The sequence below is a fragment of the Vibrio profundum genome (genome assembly GCF_050337555.1).
Taxonomy (GTDB): domain Bacteria; phylum Pseudomonadota; class Gammaproteobacteria; order Enterobacterales; family Vibrionaceae; genus Vibrio; species Vibrio profundum.
This window is the reverse complement of sequence record NZ_JAKJTA010000011.1, coordinates 87,399-108,303: the sequence shown is the minus strand read 5'-3', so window position 1 is coordinate 108,303 and position 20,905 is coordinate 87,399. Positions and strand designations below refer to the sequence as shown.

Annotated in this window: 20 protein-coding genes; 9 read left to right on the top strand and 11 right to left on the bottom strand. The window is 44.7% G+C overall.

Going from position 1 to position 20,905, the window contains the following annotated elements; translation table 11 throughout:
* Positions 1-117: 117 nt before the first annotated feature.
* From L4C34_RS12190 to L4C34_RS12180, 3 genes are all read right to left on the bottom strand, one after another.
* Positions 118-1,038, bottom strand: coding sequence for a polyprenyl-phosphate transporter (locus L4C34_RS12190; protein WP_428789612.1), 921 nt, complete (start codon positions 1,036-1,038; stop codon positions 118-120).
* Positions 1,039-1,248: 210 nt separating this feature from the next.
* Positions 1,249-1,740 (bottom strand): GNAT family N-acetyltransferase, encoded by a 492-nt coding sequence (locus L4C34_RS12185; protein WP_428789611.1) that lies wholly within the window; start codon positions 1,738-1,740, stop codon positions 1,249-1,251.
* A 103-nt stretch (positions 1,741-1,843) separates the two neighbouring features.
* A complete protein-coding gene (locus L4C34_RS12180) occupies positions 1,844-2,839 on the bottom strand; it encodes an endonuclease/exonuclease/phosphatase family protein (protein ID WP_428789610.1) in 996 nt (331 codons plus the stop codon).
* A gap of 208 nt (positions 2,840-3,047) precedes the next feature.
* Between L4C34_RS12180 and L4C34_RS12175 the strand changes: the two genes are divergently transcribed.
* Complete coding sequence (locus L4C34_RS12175; RefSeq protein WP_428789609.1) at positions 3,048-4,229, top strand: MFS transporter; 1,182 nt, start codon at positions 3,048-3,050, stop codon at positions 4,227-4,229.
* 98 nt (positions 4,230-4,327) lie between these two features.
* Here the strand turns inward: L4C34_RS12175 and L4C34_RS12170 are convergent, their stop codons facing one another.
* Both L4C34_RS12170 and L4C34_RS12165 read right to left on the bottom strand, forming a co-directional pair.
* Positions 4,328-4,723 (bottom strand): hypothetical protein, encoded by a 396-nt coding sequence (locus tag L4C34_RS12170; RefSeq protein WP_428789608.1) that lies wholly within the window; start codon positions 4,721-4,723, stop codon positions 4,328-4,330.
* A gap of 348 nt (positions 4,724-5,071) precedes the next feature.
* A complete protein-coding gene (locus L4C34_RS12165; protein WP_428789607.1) occupies positions 5,072-5,776 on the bottom strand; it encodes an SDR family NAD(P)-dependent oxidoreductase in 705 nt (234 codons plus the stop codon).
* A 647-nt stretch (positions 5,777-6,423) separates the two neighbouring features.
* Here L4C34_RS12165 and L4C34_RS12160 point away from each other — a divergent pair.
* From L4C34_RS12160 to L4C34_RS12150, 3 genes are read left to right on the top strand one after another with little or no spacing between them, the layout of a single operon-like run.
* The gene (locus tag L4C34_RS12160; RefSeq protein ID WP_428789606.1) at positions 6,424-6,876 is read left to right on the top strand and encodes a TadE/TadG family type IV pilus assembly protein; all 453 of its coding nucleotides are present in this window, start codon (positions 6,424-6,426) and stop codon (positions 6,874-6,876) included.
* 11 nt (positions 6,877-6,887) lie between these two features.
* The gene (locus L4C34_RS12155; protein WP_428789605.1) at positions 6,888-7,454 is read left to right on the top strand and encodes a TadE/TadG family type IV pilus assembly protein; all 567 of its coding nucleotides are present in this window, start codon (positions 6,888-6,890) and stop codon (positions 7,452-7,454) included.
* A gap of 13 nt (positions 7,455-7,467) precedes the next feature.
* Entirely contained in the window at positions 7,468-8,841 is a 1,374-nt protein-coding gene (locus tag L4C34_RS12150; protein ID WP_428789604.1) for a VWA domain-containing protein, read from the top strand.
* A 47-nt stretch (positions 8,842-8,888) separates the two neighbouring features.
* Here L4C34_RS12150 and L4C34_RS12145 read toward each other — a convergent pair whose 3' ends face one another.
* Together L4C34_RS12145 and deoD are read right to left on the bottom strand one after the other, a co-directional pair.
* A complete protein-coding gene (locus L4C34_RS12145; RefSeq protein WP_428789603.1) occupies positions 8,889-10,358 on the bottom strand; it encodes a transposase in 1,470 nt (489 codons plus the stop codon).
* A 53-nt stretch (positions 10,359-10,411) separates the two neighbouring features.
* The gene (deoD, locus tag L4C34_RS12140; RefSeq protein ID WP_428789602.1) at positions 10,412-11,122 is read right to left on the bottom strand and encodes a purine-nucleoside phosphorylase; all 711 of its coding nucleotides are present in this window, start codon (positions 11,120-11,122) and stop codon (positions 10,412-10,414) included.
* Between the two features lie 400 nt (positions 11,123-11,522).
* On the opposite strand from deoD, the gene L4C34_RS12135 reads away from it, so the two are divergent.
* The 5 genes from L4C34_RS12135 to L4C34_RS12115 all read left to right on the top strand — a co-directional run bounded on the left by L4C34_RS12135 (position 11,523) and on the right by L4C34_RS12115 (position 16,945).
* Complete coding sequence (locus L4C34_RS12135; protein WP_428789601.1) at positions 11,523-12,293, top strand: substrate-binding periplasmic protein; 771 nt, start codon at positions 11,523-11,525, stop codon at positions 12,291-12,293.
* A gap of 148 nt (positions 12,294-12,441) precedes the next feature.
* The gene (locus tag L4C34_RS12130) at positions 12,442-13,059 is read left to right on the top strand and encodes a hypothetical protein (RefSeq protein ID WP_428789600.1); all 618 of its coding nucleotides are present in this window, start codon (positions 12,442-12,444) and stop codon (positions 13,057-13,059) included.
* 768 nt (positions 13,060-13,827) lie between these two features.
* A complete protein-coding gene (locus L4C34_RS12125) occupies positions 13,828-15,198 on the top strand; it encodes a quaternary amine ABC transporter ATP-binding protein (RefSeq protein WP_428789599.1) in 1,371 nt (456 codons plus the stop codon).
* A gap of 2 nt (positions 15,199-15,200) precedes the next feature.
* On the top strand, positions 15,201-16,037 hold the full coding sequence (locus L4C34_RS12120; protein ID WP_428789598.1) for an ABC transporter permease: 837 nt from the start codon (positions 15,201-15,203) through the stop codon (positions 16,035-16,037).
* Between the two features lie 5 nt (positions 16,038-16,042).
* Positions 16,043-16,945 carry a glycine betaine ABC transporter substrate-binding protein gene (locus L4C34_RS12115; RefSeq protein ID WP_428789597.1) on the top strand — a complete coding sequence of 301 codons (903 nt, stop codon included), beginning with the start codon at positions 16,043-16,045 and terminating at the stop codon, positions 16,943-16,945.
* Between the two features lie 196 nt (positions 16,946-17,141).
* On the opposite strand, the gene L4C34_RS12110 is transcribed toward L4C34_RS12115, so the two are convergent.
* The 4 genes from L4C34_RS12110 to L4C34_RS12095 form a co-directional block, all read right to left on the bottom strand.
* Positions 17,142-17,993, bottom strand: a complete 852-nt coding sequence (locus tag L4C34_RS12110; RefSeq protein ID WP_428789596.1) for a TPR end-of-group domain-containing protein — start codon at positions 17,991-17,993, stop codon at positions 17,142-17,144.
* Positions 17,994-18,186: 193 nt separating this feature from the next.
* A complete protein-coding gene (locus L4C34_RS12105; RefSeq protein ID WP_428789595.1) occupies positions 18,187-19,020 on the bottom strand; it encodes a metal ABC transporter permease in 834 nt (277 codons plus the stop codon).
* The gene (locus tag L4C34_RS12100) at positions 19,017-19,778 is read right to left on the bottom strand and encodes a metal ABC transporter ATP-binding protein (protein ID WP_428789594.1); all 762 of its coding nucleotides are present in this window, start codon (positions 19,776-19,778) and stop codon (positions 19,017-19,019) included. The genes L4C34_RS12105 and L4C34_RS12100 overlap by 4 nt, the downstream gene beginning before the upstream one ends.
* Positions 19,779-19,797: 19 nt before the next feature.
* Complete coding sequence (locus tag L4C34_RS12095; protein WP_428789593.1) at positions 19,798-20,685, bottom strand: metal ABC transporter solute-binding protein, Zn/Mn family; 888 nt, start codon at positions 20,683-20,685, stop codon at positions 19,798-19,800.
* Between the last annotated feature and the right edge of the window lie 220 nt (positions 20,686-20,905).

Below are 20,905 nucleotides of genomic sequence, written 5' to 3'. Positions count from 1 at the left end.
TGTCATGATTTCAATAATCTGACTTATTGCTGATTTTTATATCATTCTAGGTAAAGATTGCAACAAAATGCCAGCAATATCATTACATAATCATCGATAGTTGCTGGCTTTCTAATCTTAATCGGGGCGCTTTTCTGCCCACTTTTCTAGTCCAAGCACTAGCAATATTGCACACAGCATCATAGTGATGGCGAAGCCAAGTAGGGCTGGTTGGTGTACTACCGCTTCAAAGTTAAATGGCGATAAGTTGTGTTGAACGAGAGGAACTTGCTCGCCGTGAGAATTTATCCGCCAACTAATGGTTTCCTTCCATGGCCAGATTTTTGGCAGGGTGCCCATCATCAAGCCGATCAGGAAAGTCATGGTTAAGTCGCGAAAGCGTTTCAGCAGCCAAGACAGCAGATGCGAAAAGCTCAGCAGACCAAGCACACAGCCTGAAGCAAACAAAACCAGAATTTCTAGATTGAAGCCTTTTACGGCTTCGAGAACCGGGGTATACATTCCCAACAGCAATAAAATAAAGCTGCCGGAGATCCCCGGAAGAATCATGGCGCAGATGGCAATGGCACCCGAAAGCACTATGTTAATTGGGCTTGGCTCGATATGAGAAGGGGAGACGACAGTAATCGCATAGGCGATACCAATACCTAAAATAAGCGCAATAAAGCGTGATAGGCTTTTTCGCTCTATTTGGCGAAACATGTGATACACAGACACCAATATTAAGCCAAAGAAAAATGACCATAGTGGGATTGGGTGAGTAACCAAAAGCCAAGAGATTAATTTTGCGAGAGTGGCAATACTAATTAAAATGCCGCTGAATAGGGCGATAAGAAATTTGGCATTGATGTGGTCGAAAGCCGCTTTTACCCCTTGCTGTTTAATAATCTTGAACAGCGTGAAGTTAATACGGCGAATACTTTCTAACAAGAGATCGTAAATGCCGGTAATAAATGCAATTGTGCCGCCAGATACTCCCGGCACAACATCGGCAGCGCCCATCGCTAGCCCTTTAAAAAATGTGTTTAAGTAATTCATTAATGGTAACTTCTTAGTTTGTCTGTTTCCAGTATACAAAACTCACCGTGGAAAAAATATCAATGTTGCCGCAGAGGGAGGGATGAACTGTAACTAAGGGTTGCAAAAACTAAGGGTTGCAAATAGAAGAGAAAAAACGGCTGTAATTGAATACAACCGTCTGTGGATTTTCGCTTTTGGGGTGGGCTGTAGATAGATATGCTAGGCCAATTAGAAAGTCACGCGTGCCATATACAAGATATCGACGTACTGCCCATTTCTAAAAGAGGCGCCTTTCGCTGTGCCTTCGACTTCAAAGCCAAATTTTTGGTAGCACTGGATTGCGCGTTCATTGTCTGCATTTACATCTATCTCGATGCGCTTCACTTGCAGCCAGTTGTCGGCGAGGTCAATCACGGTTTCTATCAGCTTAGAGCCTATGCCTAGGCCATGGTAGTTATCGTGAACCGCAATACCAAACGTGGCGCAGTGCAGTTTTCTTGGCCGCTGATTATGCTCGAAGCCTAATTGCCCTACGACTTTTCCCTCTACTTCCGCCACGTAGGAATAAACACCAGCAGGGACGTCGCCTAGCCTAGATTCCCAAAGTGTTCTAGATGGATTGGGTAGCTGTAATGTTTGCGCTTGCGCTTGTGGCTGGCTAAACATTTCAAGGATATCGTCAATATCAGAAGATTGGGACGGACGAATAACAATTTGCATACGATTCCTTTGTCTGCGGGGTGAGTTATTCATACTATCATTAGTATTTGATATTCATAGGTTTATTTGTGCATGTGAACGTATTTATGTTTATGTTTGGATTTTAGTCAATTTCTATCGTTATCATGACAGAAGCATGATCGCTGCTGTGCAAATCGGTGTTGTTGTTGGGCGTGACCAAATGTTCATCATTGACTTGATAATGGGTGAGGGTTGCTAAGTGGTTGGCCGAATGGTGACAGAATTCATCGGATAGCAAAATGTAATCTAATGTCTGCTTGTTGGAGCCGTAATAGTGGGTGGCGGGGCGCGGCATGATTGGTGAATTGTCTAGAGTCCACGCATCATGAAAAGTATAGTCGGCGATAGATGACCCCTCGTCATTACGAGCCGCCTGATTTGGCGTCAATTGAGTGAAGCAATCAAATTCTTCGCTGCTCAGTTGATTGTTGAAGTCTCCCATTAACATAAAAGGTCGGCAGGTTTTTATCTTTTGTTTAATGATATAGCGGTGCAGTAAATGGGCTTCACTGCCGCGTTGCATGAGAGAGAACCATCCCCCCATGAGCTCACGAGAATATTGTTCAATGCCGGTTGTTGGTTGATCGCCTTTTAGTTCCAGCCGCTTTGATTTGAAATGCACCACGTAACAATCAATAGGACCAATATTCGGGATATCGACAGTGGCGCGCAGCGGTATTCGACTAAACTTAAATGATTCATAAGGAGAGTTCGGGATGGTCATTGCTGCGCTATCAGATTCAATAATGGCAAAGCGCGACGCAAGAGCGACAACTGGCTGGCTGTATAAATAGTCATGCTCGATTGTCGGAGTATCAAGGGTAACGAAATAAGGATAACCTAATTCCAATAGCTGCTGTTTAAGGCAATCAATGCTGAAAACCTCTTGAAACGCGACCACATCAGAGTCTAACGACTGAAGGTGGTTCGAGAGCCATTGCTGTTTTAGCTGCCATTGTGATTGAGTGTAGATATTATCCGAGTCGTAAAACGCGTTAGGGGGAGCGAGGTAGTTGAATAAGTTTAAGGTCGCCACCTTGAGTGGGCGTGTTTGGTTATTGGCGCGTTCTTGAGCCACATTTTACTCCTTATGCGAACATCGCAAGCCGATTGTTTTTACTGTGGCACATTTTTGTTTCGCTTTCACATTTAAAATAAACATAATTACGCTTAAAAACCTTCAGCCATTCGGGTATACCCTTTGCCTTCGTTTTTGCTTTTGTTACAACACGGGACAGCGTGGGCTAAGAATCTAATGTTTACCCAGATCAGAATAAGGATATTCAATGACATTGGCTCCTCGTAAATGGCACACCCCACAATATTTTCTGCTAATTATTTCAATCGTAGTGCCGATTTCATTCTCTAGCTGGATGGTGCTGCTGAACAACTTCGTGATTGAACGGGCAAACTTTGATGGCTCAGATATTGGCTTATTACAAAGCGTGCGCGAGATCCCAGGCTTTTTGGCGTTCACGGCCGTTTTCGTATTGCTATTTATCCGCGAGCAGCGCTTTATCATTCTGTCTTTGTTGATGTTAACGGTAGGCACTGCTATTACTGGCTTATTTCCGTCTCTGGCGGGGTTATTGCTGACCACGTTACTCATGTCCACAGGCTTCCATTATTTTGAAACGTTAAAACAGTCATTGTCACTGCAATGGCTAAGCAAAGAAGAAGCGCCCGAAATGTTGGGAAAAATGATTTCGGTAGCCGCTCTGGCGTCGTTACTTACCTATGGCGCGCTTTGGCTGATGCTGCACTATTTACAGCTCGATTATGTTTGGGTGTATTTGATTACTGGTGGAGTTGGGCTGGTATTGGTGATCTGGTTATGGCTTGCCTTTCCAGAGTTTAAGGCGGAGACACCGCAAACCAAGAAGCTCATTCTCAGAAAGCGCTATTGGCTCTACTACGCATTAACTTTTATGAGTGGTGCCCGCCGGCAGATTTTTGTGGTCTTCGCGGGGTTTCTGATGGTAGAAAAATTTGGCTATTCCGCGGCTGATATTACGTTATTATTTTTGATTAACTATCTGTTTAATTTCTTGTTTGCTAAGCATATCGGCAAGCTTATCGGTATTGTTGGCGAACGTCGCTCGCTCATGTTTGAGTATCTCGGGCTAGTGTGTGTGTTTGTCGGCTATGCACTGGTGCAATCTGCTCACTGGGCCGCAGCCTTGTATGTCATTGACCATCTATTTTTTGCTCTGGCGCTGGCGATTAAAACCTATTTTCAAAAAATTGCCGATCCCGCTGATATGGCTTCAACCGCTGGTGTTTCCTTCACCATCAATCATATTGCCTCGGTCGTGATTCCTGTCTCCTTCGGTTTTATCTGGCTGGTGGCACCAAGCGCAGTATTTTTTATTGGCGCAGCCATGGCGGTGATTTCATTGCTCCTATCGTTCAACATCCCCGTTAGCCCAGAAGAAGGAAATGAAGTGAAGTGGTTGAGATGGAGCTGAGATTTCGTCTGTAGGACTGTTGCTGCAAGCAAAAAGTCATGTCCGGCTAATTCAACCACAACATGATGGCATGGGCTGGGAAACATAATAAGTAAAAATCACTTTTCTAGTGAATTTAAGCAGGCTTGATACGCATTATCGTAATCGTCAAAAAGCACAACAATCCCTTGATGTTTCAGCCCCATCTCTAATGCAAACTTATGTATTTTCTTAGAGAAAACAATTGCGAATAAAATACAATTATTATCTGAAAGCCAATCTATGACCTCATTAGTTGCTTCCCAAGAATCTAATGCAGCCATCTCCCAATCTCTGGCGTCATTTAAGACCACCCATGGTATATCATAGCGGTTCTCAGAAAGCTGGACTAGCTCTTTGGTTCCTACTAACCATTGCTGACTTGCCTCTTTGTTCGTCGTGCCACTGACTTTGGTAAGCAATATTCTGTTTTTAAAATCCAGAGTCCATTGGCCATGAGCATTCAATGGTTTCATTACTTCCGTTCCTTTCTAAAGGCAATACAAAAAGTATAGGGCCAAAATGGTGTATTTGCCCTTCACTTGTTTACCACAATAAGCGGGTAAGCGATATGAGTAAACACGGAATTCATCGCACAGAAAAGTGATCGTGAATGGAGTTGAATTTAGGAGTAAGCATTAGACTATTGAAGGTTTTTATTTCGTTTCCCGAACGCGAGGGCAAGAATGCGTTTAAACTTTCGTTCTCACGCATATTTGTTTCAGCTGGAGTCATGATCAGATTGGCGATTGGGGGGCGATGCAAAGCTGAGAGACGCTACACAGAATTATTTACAGGGTCAAGAGCGGTCACTAAGCTAAAAGCTAAGGCTTCATCAATAACCCGCCGTTTGTTTGGAGCACTTCTCCTGTGATATTGCTTTGCTCGGCAAGAAACAGAATGGCGCTGGCGATTTGCTCTGGGGTAGCAATCGAGCGCGTTGGGATCTGCGCTTTTAATTGATCAGCGTTCGCGAGCGATTTGATCATATCGGTATCCACGAACCCTGCGGCGACACAATTTATTGTGACGCCCTTTTCGGCGTATTCTAGAGCGGCGACGCGGCTAAATGCTTCTAAACCCGCTTTCGATGCCGCGTAGCTAGCAAAGCCTTTTTGTGGCAGTGAGCTTAGAATGCTGGACACGTTAACAATCCGACCAAACTTATTCTTTGCCATGTTCTTAACGAACTTTTGGGTCATGAAGAGTGCAGATTTGAGATTGACATCGAGAGTGTGGTCAAAGTCTTTTTCGGTGGTTCGGGCAAGCAAAGCTAAGTCGGCCACACCCGCATTGTTCACAAGTATATCGGGTAACTTGCCATTTGCTTTTAGCTCTGCATGTAGAGTACTGATGTTATCTAAATCGGTGATTTCTAATCTATGTGCTTCAAATTCTAGTGAGCGAAGCATTTCTAAATCCGCCTGTTTTCTGGCGGTCGCGATGACATGATAACCACTGCTTTTAAACTTATGCGCCGTTGCTAAGCCAATTCCTCGGCTGGTGCCTGTGATCAGTACTGTTCTCATTCAGGATTTTCCTTTTGGACTTATTGATAGGACTAGGTGCGAAAGTTTACATTAAACGGCTGATCTTTATCGCCAAAACATTGGAGCGGTTTTATTGAGCGTAAAAGGGGGCTGCTATTCTCTCCAACCAATACTTAGTACGGAATAGGCCGAAGCAAGGATACAACAATTGACATTAATTGCAGATAAAATTGTGACTACTATCACGTAATTATAACTCGGAGTTATATGTCGCCAGATGAACGAGTTATCTAACCTCGCTCAGTATAAGCCTACCAATGAAAAAGTTGCCGCCAAATTACCATGACAATACAGCTAGTTGAAATATCGCTATTATTCTAAAACTGAATATTAAATTGGTTTTATATTCCACGCTATGTGTCATTCTGGGCGTTATACCATAATCTCATTTACCAATCCTTAGATGTTCTTCCATATTTTAAAGTGAAGTTTGTGTCAATTTTATGAAAAGTTAAGGTCATGTAAATGGATGTGGGCAGTGCTATATGTGGGATTTCGCTGGGTTTATCAGACGCAAAATAGGTAGAGGTGTGCGTTCTAGTGGCAAGGGCATTGGAAGGCGTTTTTATGAGTGCTTTTCGAATACTCATCAAGCTTCCAGAACACCTCCTGAGAATACTACTCATTTGATCTCAAGTAAAAAACAGAGTGGGAGCGCGATTGTGGAATTTGCCATCGTCGCGAGCGTCTTTTTTTCCACCATTATTACATCGATAGATCTGGCGTATTTTGGTTATGTAAAGCTGACAATGCAAAATGCCGTGCGGGAAGGGGCAAGGTATGCAATCACGGGGCGCTCTGATTTAGATCCTGATAGTGAGGGGAGTAGAGAGGCGGCCATTTTAGAAAAAATTTCCAGTTCTTCGCATGGCTTTCTTGAGCGAGTGATGGACGTAGAAAACATCCGTGTTGAAGATGTGTATGGCAATAGTGTCGCGGGCTTTGGGGGTTCGGGAGACATGATAGCGATTCACTTAGATTGCGAATGGCCGACGGCGAGTTTGTTGGTTTATCCATTTTTGCAAGATGGCAAATATGAGTTCACGGTCAGTGCCGCGATGCGGAATGAGTCGTTTTGAGGAAACAAGCTATGTTGATGCGATCTGGGTTGATGCGATCTGGCTATCGAGTCTCTCATAAGGGCTTTGCTGCCGTGGAAATGACCTTAGTAATGCCAGTGTTGTTTCTGTTTATTGTCGGTATTTGGGAACTTACCTCCATGATTCAGGCCAATACCATCATTACAAACATTAGCCGGGAAGGGGCAAATATTGTTTCGCGTGCCAGTGCTCAGACTCCTCAGGACGTAATGGCTATCGTCGCTTTGACATCCAGCCCATTGGATCTAGAAGAAGACGGGATTATTTACATCAGCCAAGTCGTTGGACAAGAGTCGGATCCACCTTATATCAATAATCAATATCGCTGGACAGAACATGGTATTGATGTGGAAAGTGATGTTTGGGCTGGGTGCGGAAGTTGGGACAGTGAAGGAACATGTCAGTTGCCCGATGATAAGCCGACTACGAATAGCTTACCTATGACGCTGAGTGATGGGGAAAGTGTCTATGTGGTGGAAGTGATTTATCGCTACTCACCTGTATATGATTGGGTGTACGACAGCGATTTTGTCATGTCTGACACTACATACTTATGAATGAGGCCGCAATATGATACGGACATTGCGTAAACATAAAGGGATAGTGGCGATAGCAACGGTGGTTGCTTTGCCATTTATTGCACTGGTCTCAGGTATGTCCATCGATGCCGGTAGGGCATATTTAGTGCAGGCTAAGTTGTTTGCTGCGGTTGACGCAGCAAGCATTTCAGCGGCGCGAGCGGTCGCTGATGGGGAATCGGATGCCGTGGCGGCGGCCAATAAGTTCTTTGCTGCGAACTTTCCTGAGGGGTTTCATAAAAGCACTGCGACTCTTGAAAATGTGAATTTTTCGTATGACTCTGATGGCAATATCAGTATTAGTATTAGCGCGTCTGCGGATATGCCGACTACGTTTTTGAATATTACAGGGTTTAACGCATTCGCGATTGGTGCCCAAGCTGAAGTCATACGCCGACCCGTGGATTTGGTTTTGGTAGTCGATAATACGACCTCTTTACGAATTGGCTCCATAGGTGATGTGACGCAAGATGTGATCGTGCGCTCCAAATCTTTTGTTAGTAATTTTCATGAGACGTTTGACCGTGTTTCGTTAGTTAAATTTGCCTTTGGTGCAGAGGTACCTGTCGGGTTCACTGACCCTAGAGGACACGATCGGACGGCGATCAATTCAGAAATTGATGCGTTTACGTTTGGCAGTATTTTTAATCCACAATATACCAATGCTTCTGAAGGATTTTATCTGGCGTTGGAAGAGCTGAGAAATGTGTCCGATCCGGCTAACCTCAAAGTGATCGTTTTCTTCACTGATGGCGCACCCAATACGTTTTCATCCTCATTTGAATTTATAGACAGCAACACTTACGCTGGTTCGATACGCTCAAGCGATGGGGGTAGTGGCACACCACGCGGTCTGTGGGAATTTGATAGTGTCGCGACGCAATTGTCAGGAAGTGGCTACGCTGGCAGCAATATCGACGACAATTTGGAAGAATTACCCGAATATTTTAACTCCCATGATATCAGTGCTACTGAGTTTAACGTCTTAAACCCATTCCACCCAACTCGGCCAGTTGCTCAATATAATCGCTTTATCCATTCTGCGAATGATCTGTATACTCGGGTCAATCGCGTATCTCGAAATTTGGTGGAAGATATGGCGGAAGCGGCACGAAACGAAGGCATTTTCGTGTTTACGCTCGGTTTAGGCTCCTCCCTTACCTCCCCTGCCGGACCAGACAGCGAATTAGGTCAAGATTTACTTTTGAGAATGGCCAATGATCCAGACATGCTAAATGATGTTGACTTATCGGGAGATTTTCAACCAGATCAGATGCGAGGCGTCTATTGCCATGCCGTCGACGAAGATGCGTTGGAACCATGCTTTGATGAAATGTTAGATGTGATTATTCGATTGACCTTGTAGCTGTGCTGTCAGGTTTAGTCACCATCAAAGATTAAATAAACTGCCCGCTAGCTCAGCAATTCTTCCAACGTCATGGCGTGCTGACATAATCCCAGTTTTTGTGCGGCCGTTTGGCCGTTTTTATCTTGATAGCAGAGGTTGTGCCAAGCTTGGAAAATATCTAGCAGTGGCAGCAGGCCACCGGGGCGTAGTCTTCTTCTTGGCTCGTTGATAAAGGCTTGAAAGAGGGACTGGAATCGCTGTTGGTAGAAAAGTATGGCTGTAATCGATGCGTTTTGCAGCCATTTGTCTAGATTTGGATTGTCACCAGCCAAATAACATACGCCTTTTTCTGCTTGCTCTTGGTTTGCCATTCCCCATCGATCGCGCCACCATCCCATATGAACCACGTCAATCTTTTCTATCGCCCGATCTTTATCCCAAAGTGGATCTTCACAAACATACATTAGGTCGACACGCCCTTGTAGGATGCGATTTTTGCAAATGCTGAGTGCAGCAGAGCGAAGCAAAGGATCCTGCGGCATAAAAAGAGAAAGGCGCTTGTTTTCATCACAAGTTTCGAGGACGTTCAGGTAATGCGCGTATGAAGTATATTGCGGGCGGATCAAAACGCCAATCGAAGGGTAATGAAAGCGTGTTAAATCGCCAAGCGGGCTCTCGACATTGTTGCGGGCGAGGATCGCTTGATACTGAAGTTCAACCCGTTCAAGCAAGCTGTCGGCGGTTTTATTCGACTCGGGCAGGGCGTTGACTTGATAGTCTCGCGCTAGAACCGACGCGTTGTCTTGGTAAGGGTCATGGTCTGCATTACCAGTCGCTAAATCGTTAGCAGAGTAATTGATATGCTGACGATAAATGTAACCGCTGTTGGCTTCCCCCGTGACCAGCCAAAACACACCGTTATCGCTGTTTGGTTGCAGTTTGGAGTAATTGGATGCCATGACATAATGCTTTGTTTTCTGCAGCCATCGGGCATCGAAATTGGCTAATCTCCGCCGGCACCGACTGGCGATATGTTGAAGGTGATCGTAGAAAGTCTTCGGTTTTATATCGACTTTTCGGCATATTTCCCGCACCGAATAGCCGGTAAAAAGCATGGCTAGGATTTGTTGTTGTAAGTGGTTTTTCGGGTTTTCTCCCGACCATTTGTCAACAAAGGTGGCTTGGCACTGCTTGCAACGGTAACGCTGTCTATCACCACTGAAGCCAAAGGCGTGGTAAAGGTGTTTGTGGGTATAAACAGGCAGGTTGTGATTGGTACACGATTGATTGCGGCATGAGGGCACGCCATCGTGATGCAGCTCTTTCAAACGCAAAGATTCGAGCAGGACTTGGTGGTTATTGAGTAGTGGTGGAAACGCGCCGCACTTTCGACACACCATCGTTGGACGTGTCGGGTCTTGATGTTGGAAAATATAGTCATGGGGATTGCTTGAGCCAAAATTTTCGCAGGCAAGCGTTTTACAGAAATTGAGTTGCAGCCCTTCAGCAGGTATGGGTAGTCGATTATCGCTCACCTTATTCCCCTTTGAAGGAAGCTCTGCCCAACGTATTAGGCAGAGCCTTCAGATTACACGTTGATCGCAGTTTCTAGCGCAACATTCATCATTTCGTTGAACGACTTTTGGCGTTCTTCTGAGCTTAGTTTCTCACCACGTAGGATGTGATCAGAAACAGTCAGGATGGTTAGTGCTTTCGCGCCTAGATCAGCCGCAACACCGTAGATACCTGCTGCTTCCATGTCGACACCTAGCATGCCTAGTTTCTTCATTTTCTCAAAAATTTCTGGCTCTGGGCTGTAGAATAGGTCAGCTGAGAATACGTTACCTACTTTTACAGAAACTTCTTGTGCACGCGCTTGAGCAACAGCTGTTTCTAGTAATTCAAAGTCGGCGATCGCTGCGAAGTCGTGGCTGTTGAAGCGGATACGGTTAACTTTTGAATCAGTAGATGCGCCCATAGCGATCACTACGTCCATTAGGTTAACGTCGTCACGTACAGCGCCACAGCTGCCCACACGAATGATATTTTTTACGCCATATTCAGCGATTAGCTCGTGAACATAGATACATGCAGAAGGGATACCCATACCGTGACCCATAACAGACACTTTCTTACCTTTGTAAGTGCCGGTATAGCCGAACATGTTACGTACGTCACACACTTGTTGCACGTCTTCTAGGAAGTTTTCTGCGATGTATTTTGCACGCAGTGGATCGCCAGGCATTAGGACAGTTTCAGCGAAATCGCCCATTTGAGCATTAATGTGAGGGGTAGTCATAAGAGGTAACTCCAATTATAAATATTTGACAGTGGCGCATGTGAGAGCACCGTCGTTGGCTTTGGACCTTGAATTTTTGGCAATCTTATCGATATTTTTCATATCTACGTGAGATCGTCATCACATTTTATGCTGATGTGAAAGGAATTCAAGCAACCTATTACTAATTCTGTTGAAAAATTTCGGTGTAGCGTCGCCGCTTGAAGTTCGAGTGCCTGTTTGTTGGTCGCCTACAGGTCGTGACGCGGCTCAAGGTGCCTAGGTTCTTACCTATGTACCTACGCGGATCTACACCGTGAACTATACTGGTTTTGAACTTGTATTTTCCGGATCAAATCGAGGAACCGCCGTGGATTTAAAGAGGTGGCATAGATCGAGGTGGCTTATTATTGTCGGTAGCATGATTTCCATCCCTCTTGCTGCTTCCCCAGATCTGAAAGACTCAACAGATCAATCTTTGACTGTCGCGACTATTAACCTTCCGCCGCTTTTAGGGCAAGACAAAGGCCTACTGGTCGATATTGTCCGGCAAGCATTCGCTTCCCAAGGGGTTAAAACTACTTTTATTATCTATCCCTTATCGCGAATTTCATGGAGCATATCAAAAGAGAAGCACTGCAGTACGGTAGGGTCGCTGCACTGGTTTAACGAAAATAAACGTAAGGGTCTTACAGCAGAAGCACTCTATAATGTCACCTCGCATTTTTTTTACTTGAAGTCTAAATACCCTTTAGGTCTTGAACCACTGAGCTCGCCTAAATTTAAAGAGTATCGAATTGGAACAATGCGAGGTGGAGCGATTGAAAGAGCCCTTAAGGTAAAAGGGATTGCCTCGAATCTTGAACTCGTAAAATCCATGCAGCAAAACGTCAAAAAGGTCGTGCTTGGCCGGTTAGATATGTTTGTGAGCCCATTACTCCCAGGGTTAGCGGCTATTGAACATTCTTATCCAAACAGGGCGTCTGAATTTACTTATTCGAAACAACGTTTATTTCGGCTACCAACTCAAATGATCTTCAGTGAGCAGTGCAAAGACAGGATAACCCAATTCAGGCGAGGGCTTCACCATCTGCAAAGTACTGGGCAATACAAACAAATCATTCAATCTTATTTCTTTGGACAACCTGTCCCTGAATACGTCTACACACAACCGGTTGATTTGGGAAACTAAGGCTCACGTATAAGCGCCACTTCAGCTCCAATCTTCGAGGAAAATGTAGACGAATGGAGAGTATTGTTAGATGAACTATAGTGTATCTATATGTTTAGGGTAAGTGAGACGCATGATGATTAGAATTGTATGTGGTTTGGGGCTCATTATGAGTTCCTTTTCGGTGATGGCTACCGAAGTTATCACCAATATTATTCCTGGGTTGCATGATAAAAAAGGGACGGGTGAGTATGACCTCATCATTAAGCAGGTCGCATCGGTACAATTGGTGCCATTGCCCACTATTCGTGCAGAGCAGTCTTTTCAACGTAGTAGTGATAAGTGCTTTTCTCCCGCCAACAAGAACCCGGACTTTTACCCTAACTATATAAATAGTGACATCATTGAAAGTAAGCCTATGGGAATCGCAAAAGTGTATATTTTCACTGCACTCGGTAAACCTGTCATTTCAAGTTTGTCAGAGCTCAAAGGAAAAAAAGTAGGTGCTAGGCTGGGATTCTCCTATGGGAATAAGGTGGATACATCTGGTGTCAAACTGACGTTAGTTAATTCTCTTGATAAAAACATAAAGAAATTACAGAGCGGTCGGATCGACGCGATGATTGACTTTGTACCCGATGTTTATCTTGCCTTGGAGTCTTTAGGTTTACCCGAACTACCGCATGATAAAAGTAACCCTGTAGCGGTGCATAACGATAGTGTCATTTGTAAGAAGGCGGCTCAAACCGAACAGTTTATTGCGGAACTCAATCAGAAAATTAAATGACAGAGGTATTAGTCGAGGTGTAGTCAAATGACGCCAAAAGAGAAAGACATTTGGCAATACTCTTTCGACTCCACGTACGTACGAGTCAGCGCATTTTTACCCAGCGTATTGATTGGATAGAGCCATATAATCGAAGAAGCCTAAAGGGGGAATTGAACGAATTGTACACCAAGATCTAGTGTAGAGACTCAAGGGATTCTCACCATAAAAATATTCAATGTGGGTGAAGTGGTCGCCGCGACCATTCAGGTAATATAGTAATATTTATCCACGTTTTTTGCCTATTCCTGCAATGTTTCTTGCACCAATAGGATGCCCCTTTTTGGCCGCGGCCATGTCAATCTTATTGATTTTTCATATTTTAAGTATCGTATCATTCATATTACCCATCAATTAAATGAGCCGTTCAAAAAAACTTCACAAACAACGATATTCGAACGTTTGGCTAACTAATTTCATGTATTTCAATAGGTTATTTATTTTCAAAAATTGACAGAACTATCAGGCTTGCTGCTTTTTTAAGTTTCGAATTTGAATAGTTGCATGGAACTTCGTACCATTTATAGCGTTTTTTAACCTGCGTGTTTATATGTTGTTACGAGAGAAATTGTGTCAAAGCCAAACTAGCTTCAGCACTCTCTTGTTGGCGTTTGTTATCTATGCCACCGGCTTTTTGGATTGACTACTAGCCGTATTATTTGGCTAGATTAGTGACTGAATTAGCCGTCACTACAGCATAAACCTAGCCATACAAGACAGGAGTTGTATATGGCCCCCCAACAGACTGAAGCTGCCGCCTCAGTAGAACCATCCATGCAAAGCTTAGAAGCGACTGACGCTGAAGAGCAATGTGAGCCCAGCTCGAAGTCAGACGACCAGAATCCAGCCACCCCAGCGGTTGAAGTTAAGGCACTGTATAAAGTGTTCGGTAGTTCAGCTAAGCAAGCTTTATCACTTGCCGACCAAGGGATGTCTAAACAGGATATCTTGCAAAAAACAGGTGCAGTTCTCGGTATTCACGGCGCTGACTTCGCAATCAAAAAACGTGAAATCTTTGTAGTAATGGGTTTATCCGGTAGCGGTAAATCAACCCTCATTCGCTGCCTGAACCGTCTGATTGAGCCGAGTCGAGGCGAAGTATTGATCGACGGGCAGAACATCCTAGCGATGACTAACAAGCAATTGAACGAAGTTCGCCGAAACAAAATCTCTATGGTGTTCCAGAACTTTGGCTTGTTTCCTCATCGAAACGTATTGAACAATGTCGAATATGGACTAGAAGTATCTGGCGTTGACAAAGAGACTCGAAAAGCTAAAGCGAAAACGGCGCTAGGCTTAGTGGGATTGACCGATTATGAAGCGAGCTATCCCGGTGAGCTTAGTGGCGGAATGCAGCAAAGGGTTGGGCTTGCTCGTGCCTTAGCCAATGATCCTGAAATTTTGCTTATGGATGAAGCTTTCAGTGCGCTAGATCCTTTGATCCGTACTGAAATGCAAGATGAGCTGCTTGAGCTGCAAGCCAAGATGCATAAAACCATCGTGTTTATTACACACGATCTGGACGAAGCGCTAAAAATCGGCGACCGAATTGCCATTATGAAAAATGGCCGAGTTGTCCAAGTTGGTACGCCTGAGGAGATTTTAACTCAGCCAGCAGACGACTATGTCGCTAGCTTCGTACAGCAAGTGGATCGCTCTAAAGTGATCACGGCAGCCTCAATCATGAAGAAAGCGCCAAGCATGACCTTGCCTCAAAGCGGCAGCCGTGTGGCAGTAAGAATGATGGAGAAGCACAAAACCACTCATTTGTTTGCAGTAGATAGTAACCGACATCTACAAGGCTTGCTGACTCTGGAAGATTGTTTGTCACTCGATAAAGCGCAGATCTCTTCAGTAAACTCCAAATTAAGACGTGACATTATGGTGGCGTCTAGCGATACCGCTATCTCTGACCTTCTTGGTTCAGCGCTTGAATCTGAGCACCCACTCGCGGTGACCGACGAAGAAGGGCGTTTCTTGGGGCAAATCGACCAAGCGACTGTCTTGGCTGAAGTGGTGGAAAGCGATAACGGGGAAGGGCCTACTACTCTTGCTCAATACCGTAAGACACTAACGACTAACGAACCAAGCAAGGCTTAATTATGATGAGAATTGATATCGGTGATGGCTTTGCTGCCGCGATTAACTGGATGACTACCCATATGAGCGGCTTTTTTGACGCGATGAGTACGGTCATTCTTGCTTTGGTTAACGGGTTGAGCTTTATCTTTGAGGCGCCTAATGCCTTTGTCATGATAGCTATAATGGCCGTCATTGCTTGGTTTAGTTCGGGTAAGAGAATGGCGCTGTTTACTGTATTGGGTATGGCGCTTATTCAGAACTTGGGCTTGTGGACACAAACGATGGAAACTTTGTCGTTAATCATCGCCGCAGTGATCTTCTCGCTTGCGATTGGACTCCCACTTGGGATTTGGTCTGCAAAAAGTGACACTGTTGAGCGCGTGATGCGTCCCCTCATGGATTTCATGCAAACGCTACCTGCTTTTGTTTATCTGATTCCTGCCGTGATGCTCTTTAGTCTTGGACCGGTTCCTGGCGTACTGGCAACTTTGATTTTCTCACTTCCACCAGTCGTGAGATTGACCAACCTTGGTATTCGCCAAGTGCCAAAAGAGATCAAAGAAGCGGCGATTGCTTTTGGCTCATCGCCATGGCAAATCCTGTTTAAAGCAGAGCTTCCACAAGCGATTCCAACCATTATGGCTGGGGTTAACCAGACGATTATGCTAGCACTCTCTATGGTGGTAATTGCAGGCATGATCGGTGCTGGTGGTTTAGGTAATGAAGTACTAAAAGGGATCACCCAGCTCAGACTCAATGTTGGTTTTGAGGGTGGGGTGGCTATCGTGATACTTGCCGTGTATTTGGACCGAGTCACTCAGGCTCTTGGCGGCAAACGCAATAATACTAAAGGATAAAAGTAATGAATATAACGAAGAAGGTACGAGTATGTATCGCTAGTGCGCTAGTGGTCGTGTCGGCATTGGGCTTGACCGCATGTGGCGAGAAAAAGGCACCGGAAAGCAAGACCGCGAAATTGGTCTACGTTAACTGGGCTGAAGGTGTTGCTTATACCCATTTAGCAAAAGTCGTGCTGACAGACAAAATGGGTTACGACGTAAACCTAACTGCCGCCGATGTTGGTCCTGCTTATATCTCAGTTGCTCAAGGCAAATACGATGCCTTGATGGAAAGCTGGCCAGATCTACAGCAATCTTATCTGGATCGCTTTGGTAAAAAGCTTGAAAATCTAGGAAGTGTTTACAATGGAACCGAAGTTGGTCTAGTTGTACCTGACTACGTGACTATCGACAAGATCTCTCAGCTAAAAGCGAATGCCGCTAAATTTAACAACCAAATCGTTGGTATCGATGCGGGTGCAGGCATGATGAGCGATGTTGAGAACAAGATCATCCCACAATACGGTTTGACCGACATGAAGCTACTTGCATCTAGTGGCCCAGCGATGACAGCTGCATTGGGTAAAGCTATTGCGAAGAAAGAGTGGATTGTGGTGACAGGTTGGGTTCCTCATTGGATGTTCAGCCGCTGGCACCTTAAGTTCCTGAAACAAGATCCATCAAAAGTGATTTGGAAGAAAGGTGAGATCGATATCATGGGTCGCATCAATTTGAAAGAAGATAAGCCTGAATTGCAGCAATTCCTGAAAAATATGCACCTGACTGACCAACAGCTTTCTGGTTTGATGCTAGCCATCAAAGATAAGAAAGAAGATCAATCTATCGATCAAGTTGCGCGTCAATGGATGCAGAGTCATGAAAAAGTAGTAGATAGCTGGATCCCTAAAAAAGCTAACGCTGCTTAATTACTTGTCACTTTGACCATAAGGCTGGAATTATAGCGATATAGTTGAGTAATATTGGTCAATGCTTTTAAAAAGCCAGTAGGAATACCCTGCTGGCTTTTTCTATTTCGGTGTGGGGACAAACTATCGTGGAAAACACCACAATGAACCGCTGCGTCTGAGAGAAATGAGTAACGCAACCTGCACTAATTCAGGCCTAATCAGTTTCTTTGACAAGTAGTGCATCGAATCTTGGATTACCGTGCAAGTCTTCTAGGTCGGGCTCAGTAGCAATCAAGTCTTTAACGGATGGGCTGGCTTCGATCGCTCGCTCTAAATCTTCTGTGGCCAGCTCTTCTATGCCTAGACGGGAAAAGGCGCAGGCACGTTGATAGAGCGCGGGCCCATTGGTCGTGTCCAACTCCAACACACGGTTACAGAGACTCAGTGCCCAATTGTACTCCTTGATTTCCATAGCAGCATCGGCCTTGTAGGTAAGCGCTTCCAAATCCCCCGGACGAATGGTAAGAATATCATCGTAGACATCGATTTTTTGCTCAGCCGTTGGCATGCTTTGCGCTCTTAGCCATAAGTTGTGGATCTCGTTGATACGTTCGATTTCTTTGTTATTTTCGCTAATAATTCGTGTCTTACGTTTTAAATCCCTTTCTATTGCGCTGAATTTTTTTTCGTAGTCTTCTGCAATGGTTTCCAAACGCTTGTGCGCCATCTCCTTGGTGTTGTTCTTAAATTCTCGAAGTGATTGCCAGCCAACAAAAGCAATGAGTGATGCCACACCGGCGATGATATAGAAAAAGTAAGTGACGGTGGAGTTGGCATACTGGAGCGATTTATCGGCGACATTAAGTTCCCTGTCGGTCATTTGAATGACTAATTTTCTTTCCAAATCTAGTTGTTCATGGCGTAAAGATTTGAGTTCATCCAAGATGTACCGCTCCATCAATGGGCGGTCGAGGATATCTCTCTCGGAATATTTCTGTAGCTGCTCGGCAACGGCGGGTGGATAAAGCGCAACTAGCCCAAGAAATAGCGTTATAAATACTCGCATACGCACGTCCAAATTAATCTTGTTTTTCTAGAACTTAAACAGTAGCAAATTAATTGGAAATCAAGCGGGCGTGTTGAACGTTTTCGATATGTAGAATTTAACGGGGGAGCAAAGCTGTGACAATGTGCTTTCTAGAGCTTTGTGCATTCTGGAACTTTCAATGAAAAACGCCTAGCGAGGCTAGGCGTGTTATTCATAGTGCTGAAGAGGTAGGCTTCTTAACCAGCTTTAGTAAGCCTTTCAGAACAAAACTGAGTGCTAGAAAACAGGACGCAGTGGTGACGATAGTCGCGCCAGAGGGCAGGTTGGTGTAGAAAGAGACCACTAACCCTAATACGGTGAAGACTAAACACCAGAGCACACTGTGGACCATCATAGACGCCATCGACTTAACGTATTGAGAAGCTAAGTATGCGGGCATAGTCAGCAGGGCGATAACCATGATGATGCCGACAATTTTCACTAGTACCACACTGGTGATGGCAACCAAGACTAACAGCGAAAGGTAGATGTTTTTTATCTTTACCCCTTTGCTTTGTGCGAACTCCGCGTCGAACGCCATTAAGACGAGTGAACGATAGTTGTAGATGGTGTAAGTCACGGCAATAAAAGTAACACCTGCCATCAAATACAGAGATTCCATCGGTACGGTTAGGATGCTACCGAACAAGTAACTGTTCAGATCCACGTTGTAGCCCGGCGTCAGATTCATCAAAATGATTCCCAAAGCCATGCCAAACGACCAAATCAGACCGATAAAAATCTCTAAATGCTCACTTTTTCTTAAGCTCAGCACACCTAGAATTAGAGCGTTGATGCTAGTGAAAATTAGTGTAGTCGGTAAAACGGCACTACCTGTATAAAACGCAAGGCCGACACCGCCGTAAGCGGTGTGCACAACGCCACCTGAGAGAAAGACGAGGCGATTGACCACGACTAATACACCGATGATGCCAGCCGCGATACTCACCAATAGAGCAGCAATCAACGCGTGCTGGATAAAGTTGTATTGCAATAACTCCATCATTGTTCTGCCTCACAATGATCGGTTTCACACTGGGTGATCGTTTTATTGTGAATGTGCAAGTGATGGCAGTTCATGCCGTATAAATGATCTAGCATGTCAGGCGTAAGCTCTACTGAGTCTTGTGTGCGAATCGATTGGTTTAAACCAAACACACGGTTTATATTGTGGCTAAGAATACTGAGATCGTGGCTTACCACAAGCACAGCAATGTCTTTCGGTAGTGCTGCGAGCAGCTGGAAAAAACAGGCCGTCATGTTTGGGTCTACGTTACTGGTTGGTTCATCTAAAATCAGCAGCTTAGGGTGCCCCATTAAGGCTCTTGCCACGAGAACACGCTGGCGTTGTCCGCCAGAGAGCTCGGAGAACATTTGATCTTGAATGTGATCAATTTGCAGTATTTCTAGAATTTCTTTCAGCCAACTTGCTAAGCCTGAAGCGTCTTTTTGCTGCGCTTTGCTCATACCCATCAAAATTACGTCACTCACTCGGATAGGTAATATCGGCTTAACATGATGCTGTTGAGGTACATAACCAACTAAATCGGGTGCTTTGCCCGGACGGCGGCCAAATAGGTTTATTTTTCCTTTGTAGCCTTTGTTTAGCCCCAACAACAGCTTCACTAAGGTGGTCTTACCGCCACCATTTGGACCCAAGAGGGCGCATCGATCGCCCTCTTTTAAAGTAAAGCTGACGTCGGATAAAACTGAGTTTCCTTTGTAGGCGAAACTCAGGTTGTTAACGTCGACAATATTTTCCATTGTATCTCTTATCGTTGACTTACTGCGCGGCTGCTTTAAATGCTTTGGCGATAGTAATAAGGTTCTTCCCCCAGTCTTCAGCTAGAGGGTTAATGGCGACAACTTTACCACCGATTGCTTTTGCAATCACGCCAGCTTGTTCTTTAGAGAATTGTGGCTCAATAAAGATAACTTTGATGTGCTGTGCTTTAGCAAGATCGATCAATTGCTTCAATCGTTTTGCGCTAGCTTGCTTACCTTCGTTCTGGATAGGGAACTGGCGTAGTCCGTAATCCGTTGAAAAGTATCCCCATGCTGGGTGGAAAGTCATGAATTGGTTGTCTTCTGCAGGAATCTTAGCCGTTATATCAATGACTTCTTGGTCGATAGTGTTAATCTTTTTCGCAAACGCCATGTAGCTTTGACGGTAGTACTGCTGGTGAGCAGGGTCTGCTTTGATTAGGCCATCGCGAATATTCATCGCTTGAATGCGTACCAATGCTGGAGATAGCCAGATATGAGGGTCTTTGATACCAGAAGAAGCAGGCAGGCGGTGACCATCGTCATCATAAGCCATTGGCATTTTTTCGATGCCTTGCTGCGTTTTTAAGATAGTCAGATTTGGGTTAGAGCCTTGGAAGCGGTTGAGCCATGTTGTTTCAAAAGGCACGCCAATAGCGAAATAGACCTTGCTGTGACTCAGTTCGGTGGCTTGTCGTGGTGTTGGTTCGTAATCATCAGGTTCAGCGCCTGGTGGAACCATCACATTCACTTTCACGTACTTTCCGCCAATGGCTTGCACGAAGTATTTTTGTGGTGCAATGCTAACGGTGACTTGCATTGGATCGGTTTGAGCTGCAAGTGTTTGGAACGAAAGCAGGCTAATGAATGCCGCCAGTAGGGCAAAAGGGGAAAACCGAAGTTTCATGAGACTCTCCATAGGTCATTGTATCAATCTTGAACGTGTTTTTATCGTCGCTGATAAAACTGGTGTGAATGTTATAACATAACAATAGTAAAGCAAGAGAAATTTTCCACATACATTATTCTTGGTGCTTGTGTGGAATAGGGAAACAGCGCTAACCTTAATAAAGGCATACTCTGGCGTCATTTGGGTATCATGGATTATTGCTAGCAAGGAGCTAATT

Coding starts and splice junctions, on each gene's coding strand:
- L4C34_RS12190 (WP_428789612.1), bottom strand. CDS start 1,038: ATGAATTACTTAAACACATTTTTTAAAGGGCTAGCGATGGGCGCTGCC.
- L4C34_RS12185 (WP_428789611.1), bottom strand. CDS start 1,740: ATGCAAATTGTTATTCGTCCGTCCCAATCTTCTGATATTGACGATATC.
- L4C34_RS12175 (WP_428789609.1), top strand. CDS start 3,048: ATGACATTGGCTCCTCGTAAATGGCACACCCCACAATATTTTCTGCTA.
- L4C34_RS12170 (WP_428789608.1), bottom strand. CDS start 4,723: ATGAAACCATTGAATGCTCATGGCCAATGGACTCTGGATTTTAAAAAC.
- L4C34_RS12165 (WP_428789607.1), bottom strand. CDS start 5,776: ATGAGAACAGTACTGATCACAGGCACCAGCCGAGGAATTGGCTTAGCA.
- L4C34_RS12155 (WP_428789605.1), top strand. CDS start 6,888: ATGTTGATGCGATCTGGGTTGATGCGATCTGGCTATCGAGTCTCTCAT.
- L4C34_RS12150 (WP_428789604.1), top strand. CDS start 7,468: ATGATACGGACATTGCGTAAACATAAAGGGATAGTGGCGATAGCAACG.
- deoD (WP_428789602.1), bottom strand. CDS start 11,122: ATGACTACCCCTCACATTAATGCTCAAATGGGCGATTTCGCTGAAACT.
- L4C34_RS12135 (WP_428789601.1), top strand. CDS start 11,523: ATGATTTCCATCCCTCTTGCTGCTTCCCCAGATCTGAAAGACTCAACA.
- L4C34_RS12130 (WP_428789600.1), top strand. CDS start 12,442: ATGAGTTCCTTTTCGGTGATGGCTACCGAAGTTATCACCAATATTATT.
- L4C34_RS12125 (WP_428789599.1), top strand. CDS start 13,828: ATGGCCCCCCAACAGACTGAAGCTGCCGCCTCAGTAGAACCATCCATG.
- L4C34_RS12120 (WP_428789598.1), top strand. CDS start 15,201: ATGATGAGAATTGATATCGGTGATGGCTTTGCTGCCGCGATTAACTGG.
- L4C34_RS12115 (WP_428789597.1), top strand. CDS start 16,043: ATGAATATAACGAAGAAGGTACGAGTATGTATCGCTAGTGCGCTAGTG.
- L4C34_RS12110 (WP_428789596.1), bottom strand. CDS start 17,993: ATGCGAGTATTTATAACGCTATTTCTTGGGCTAGTTGCGCTTTATCCA.
- L4C34_RS12105 (WP_428789595.1), bottom strand. CDS start 19,020: ATGATGGAGTTATTGCAATACAACTTTATCCAGCACGCGTTGATTGCT.
- L4C34_RS12100 (WP_428789594.1), bottom strand. CDS start 19,778: ATGGAAAATATTGTCGACGTTAACAACCTGAGTTTCGCCTACAAAGGA.
- L4C34_RS12095 (WP_428789593.1), bottom strand. CDS start 20,685: ATGAAACTTCGGTTTTCCCCTTTTGCCCTACTGGCGGCATTCATTAGC.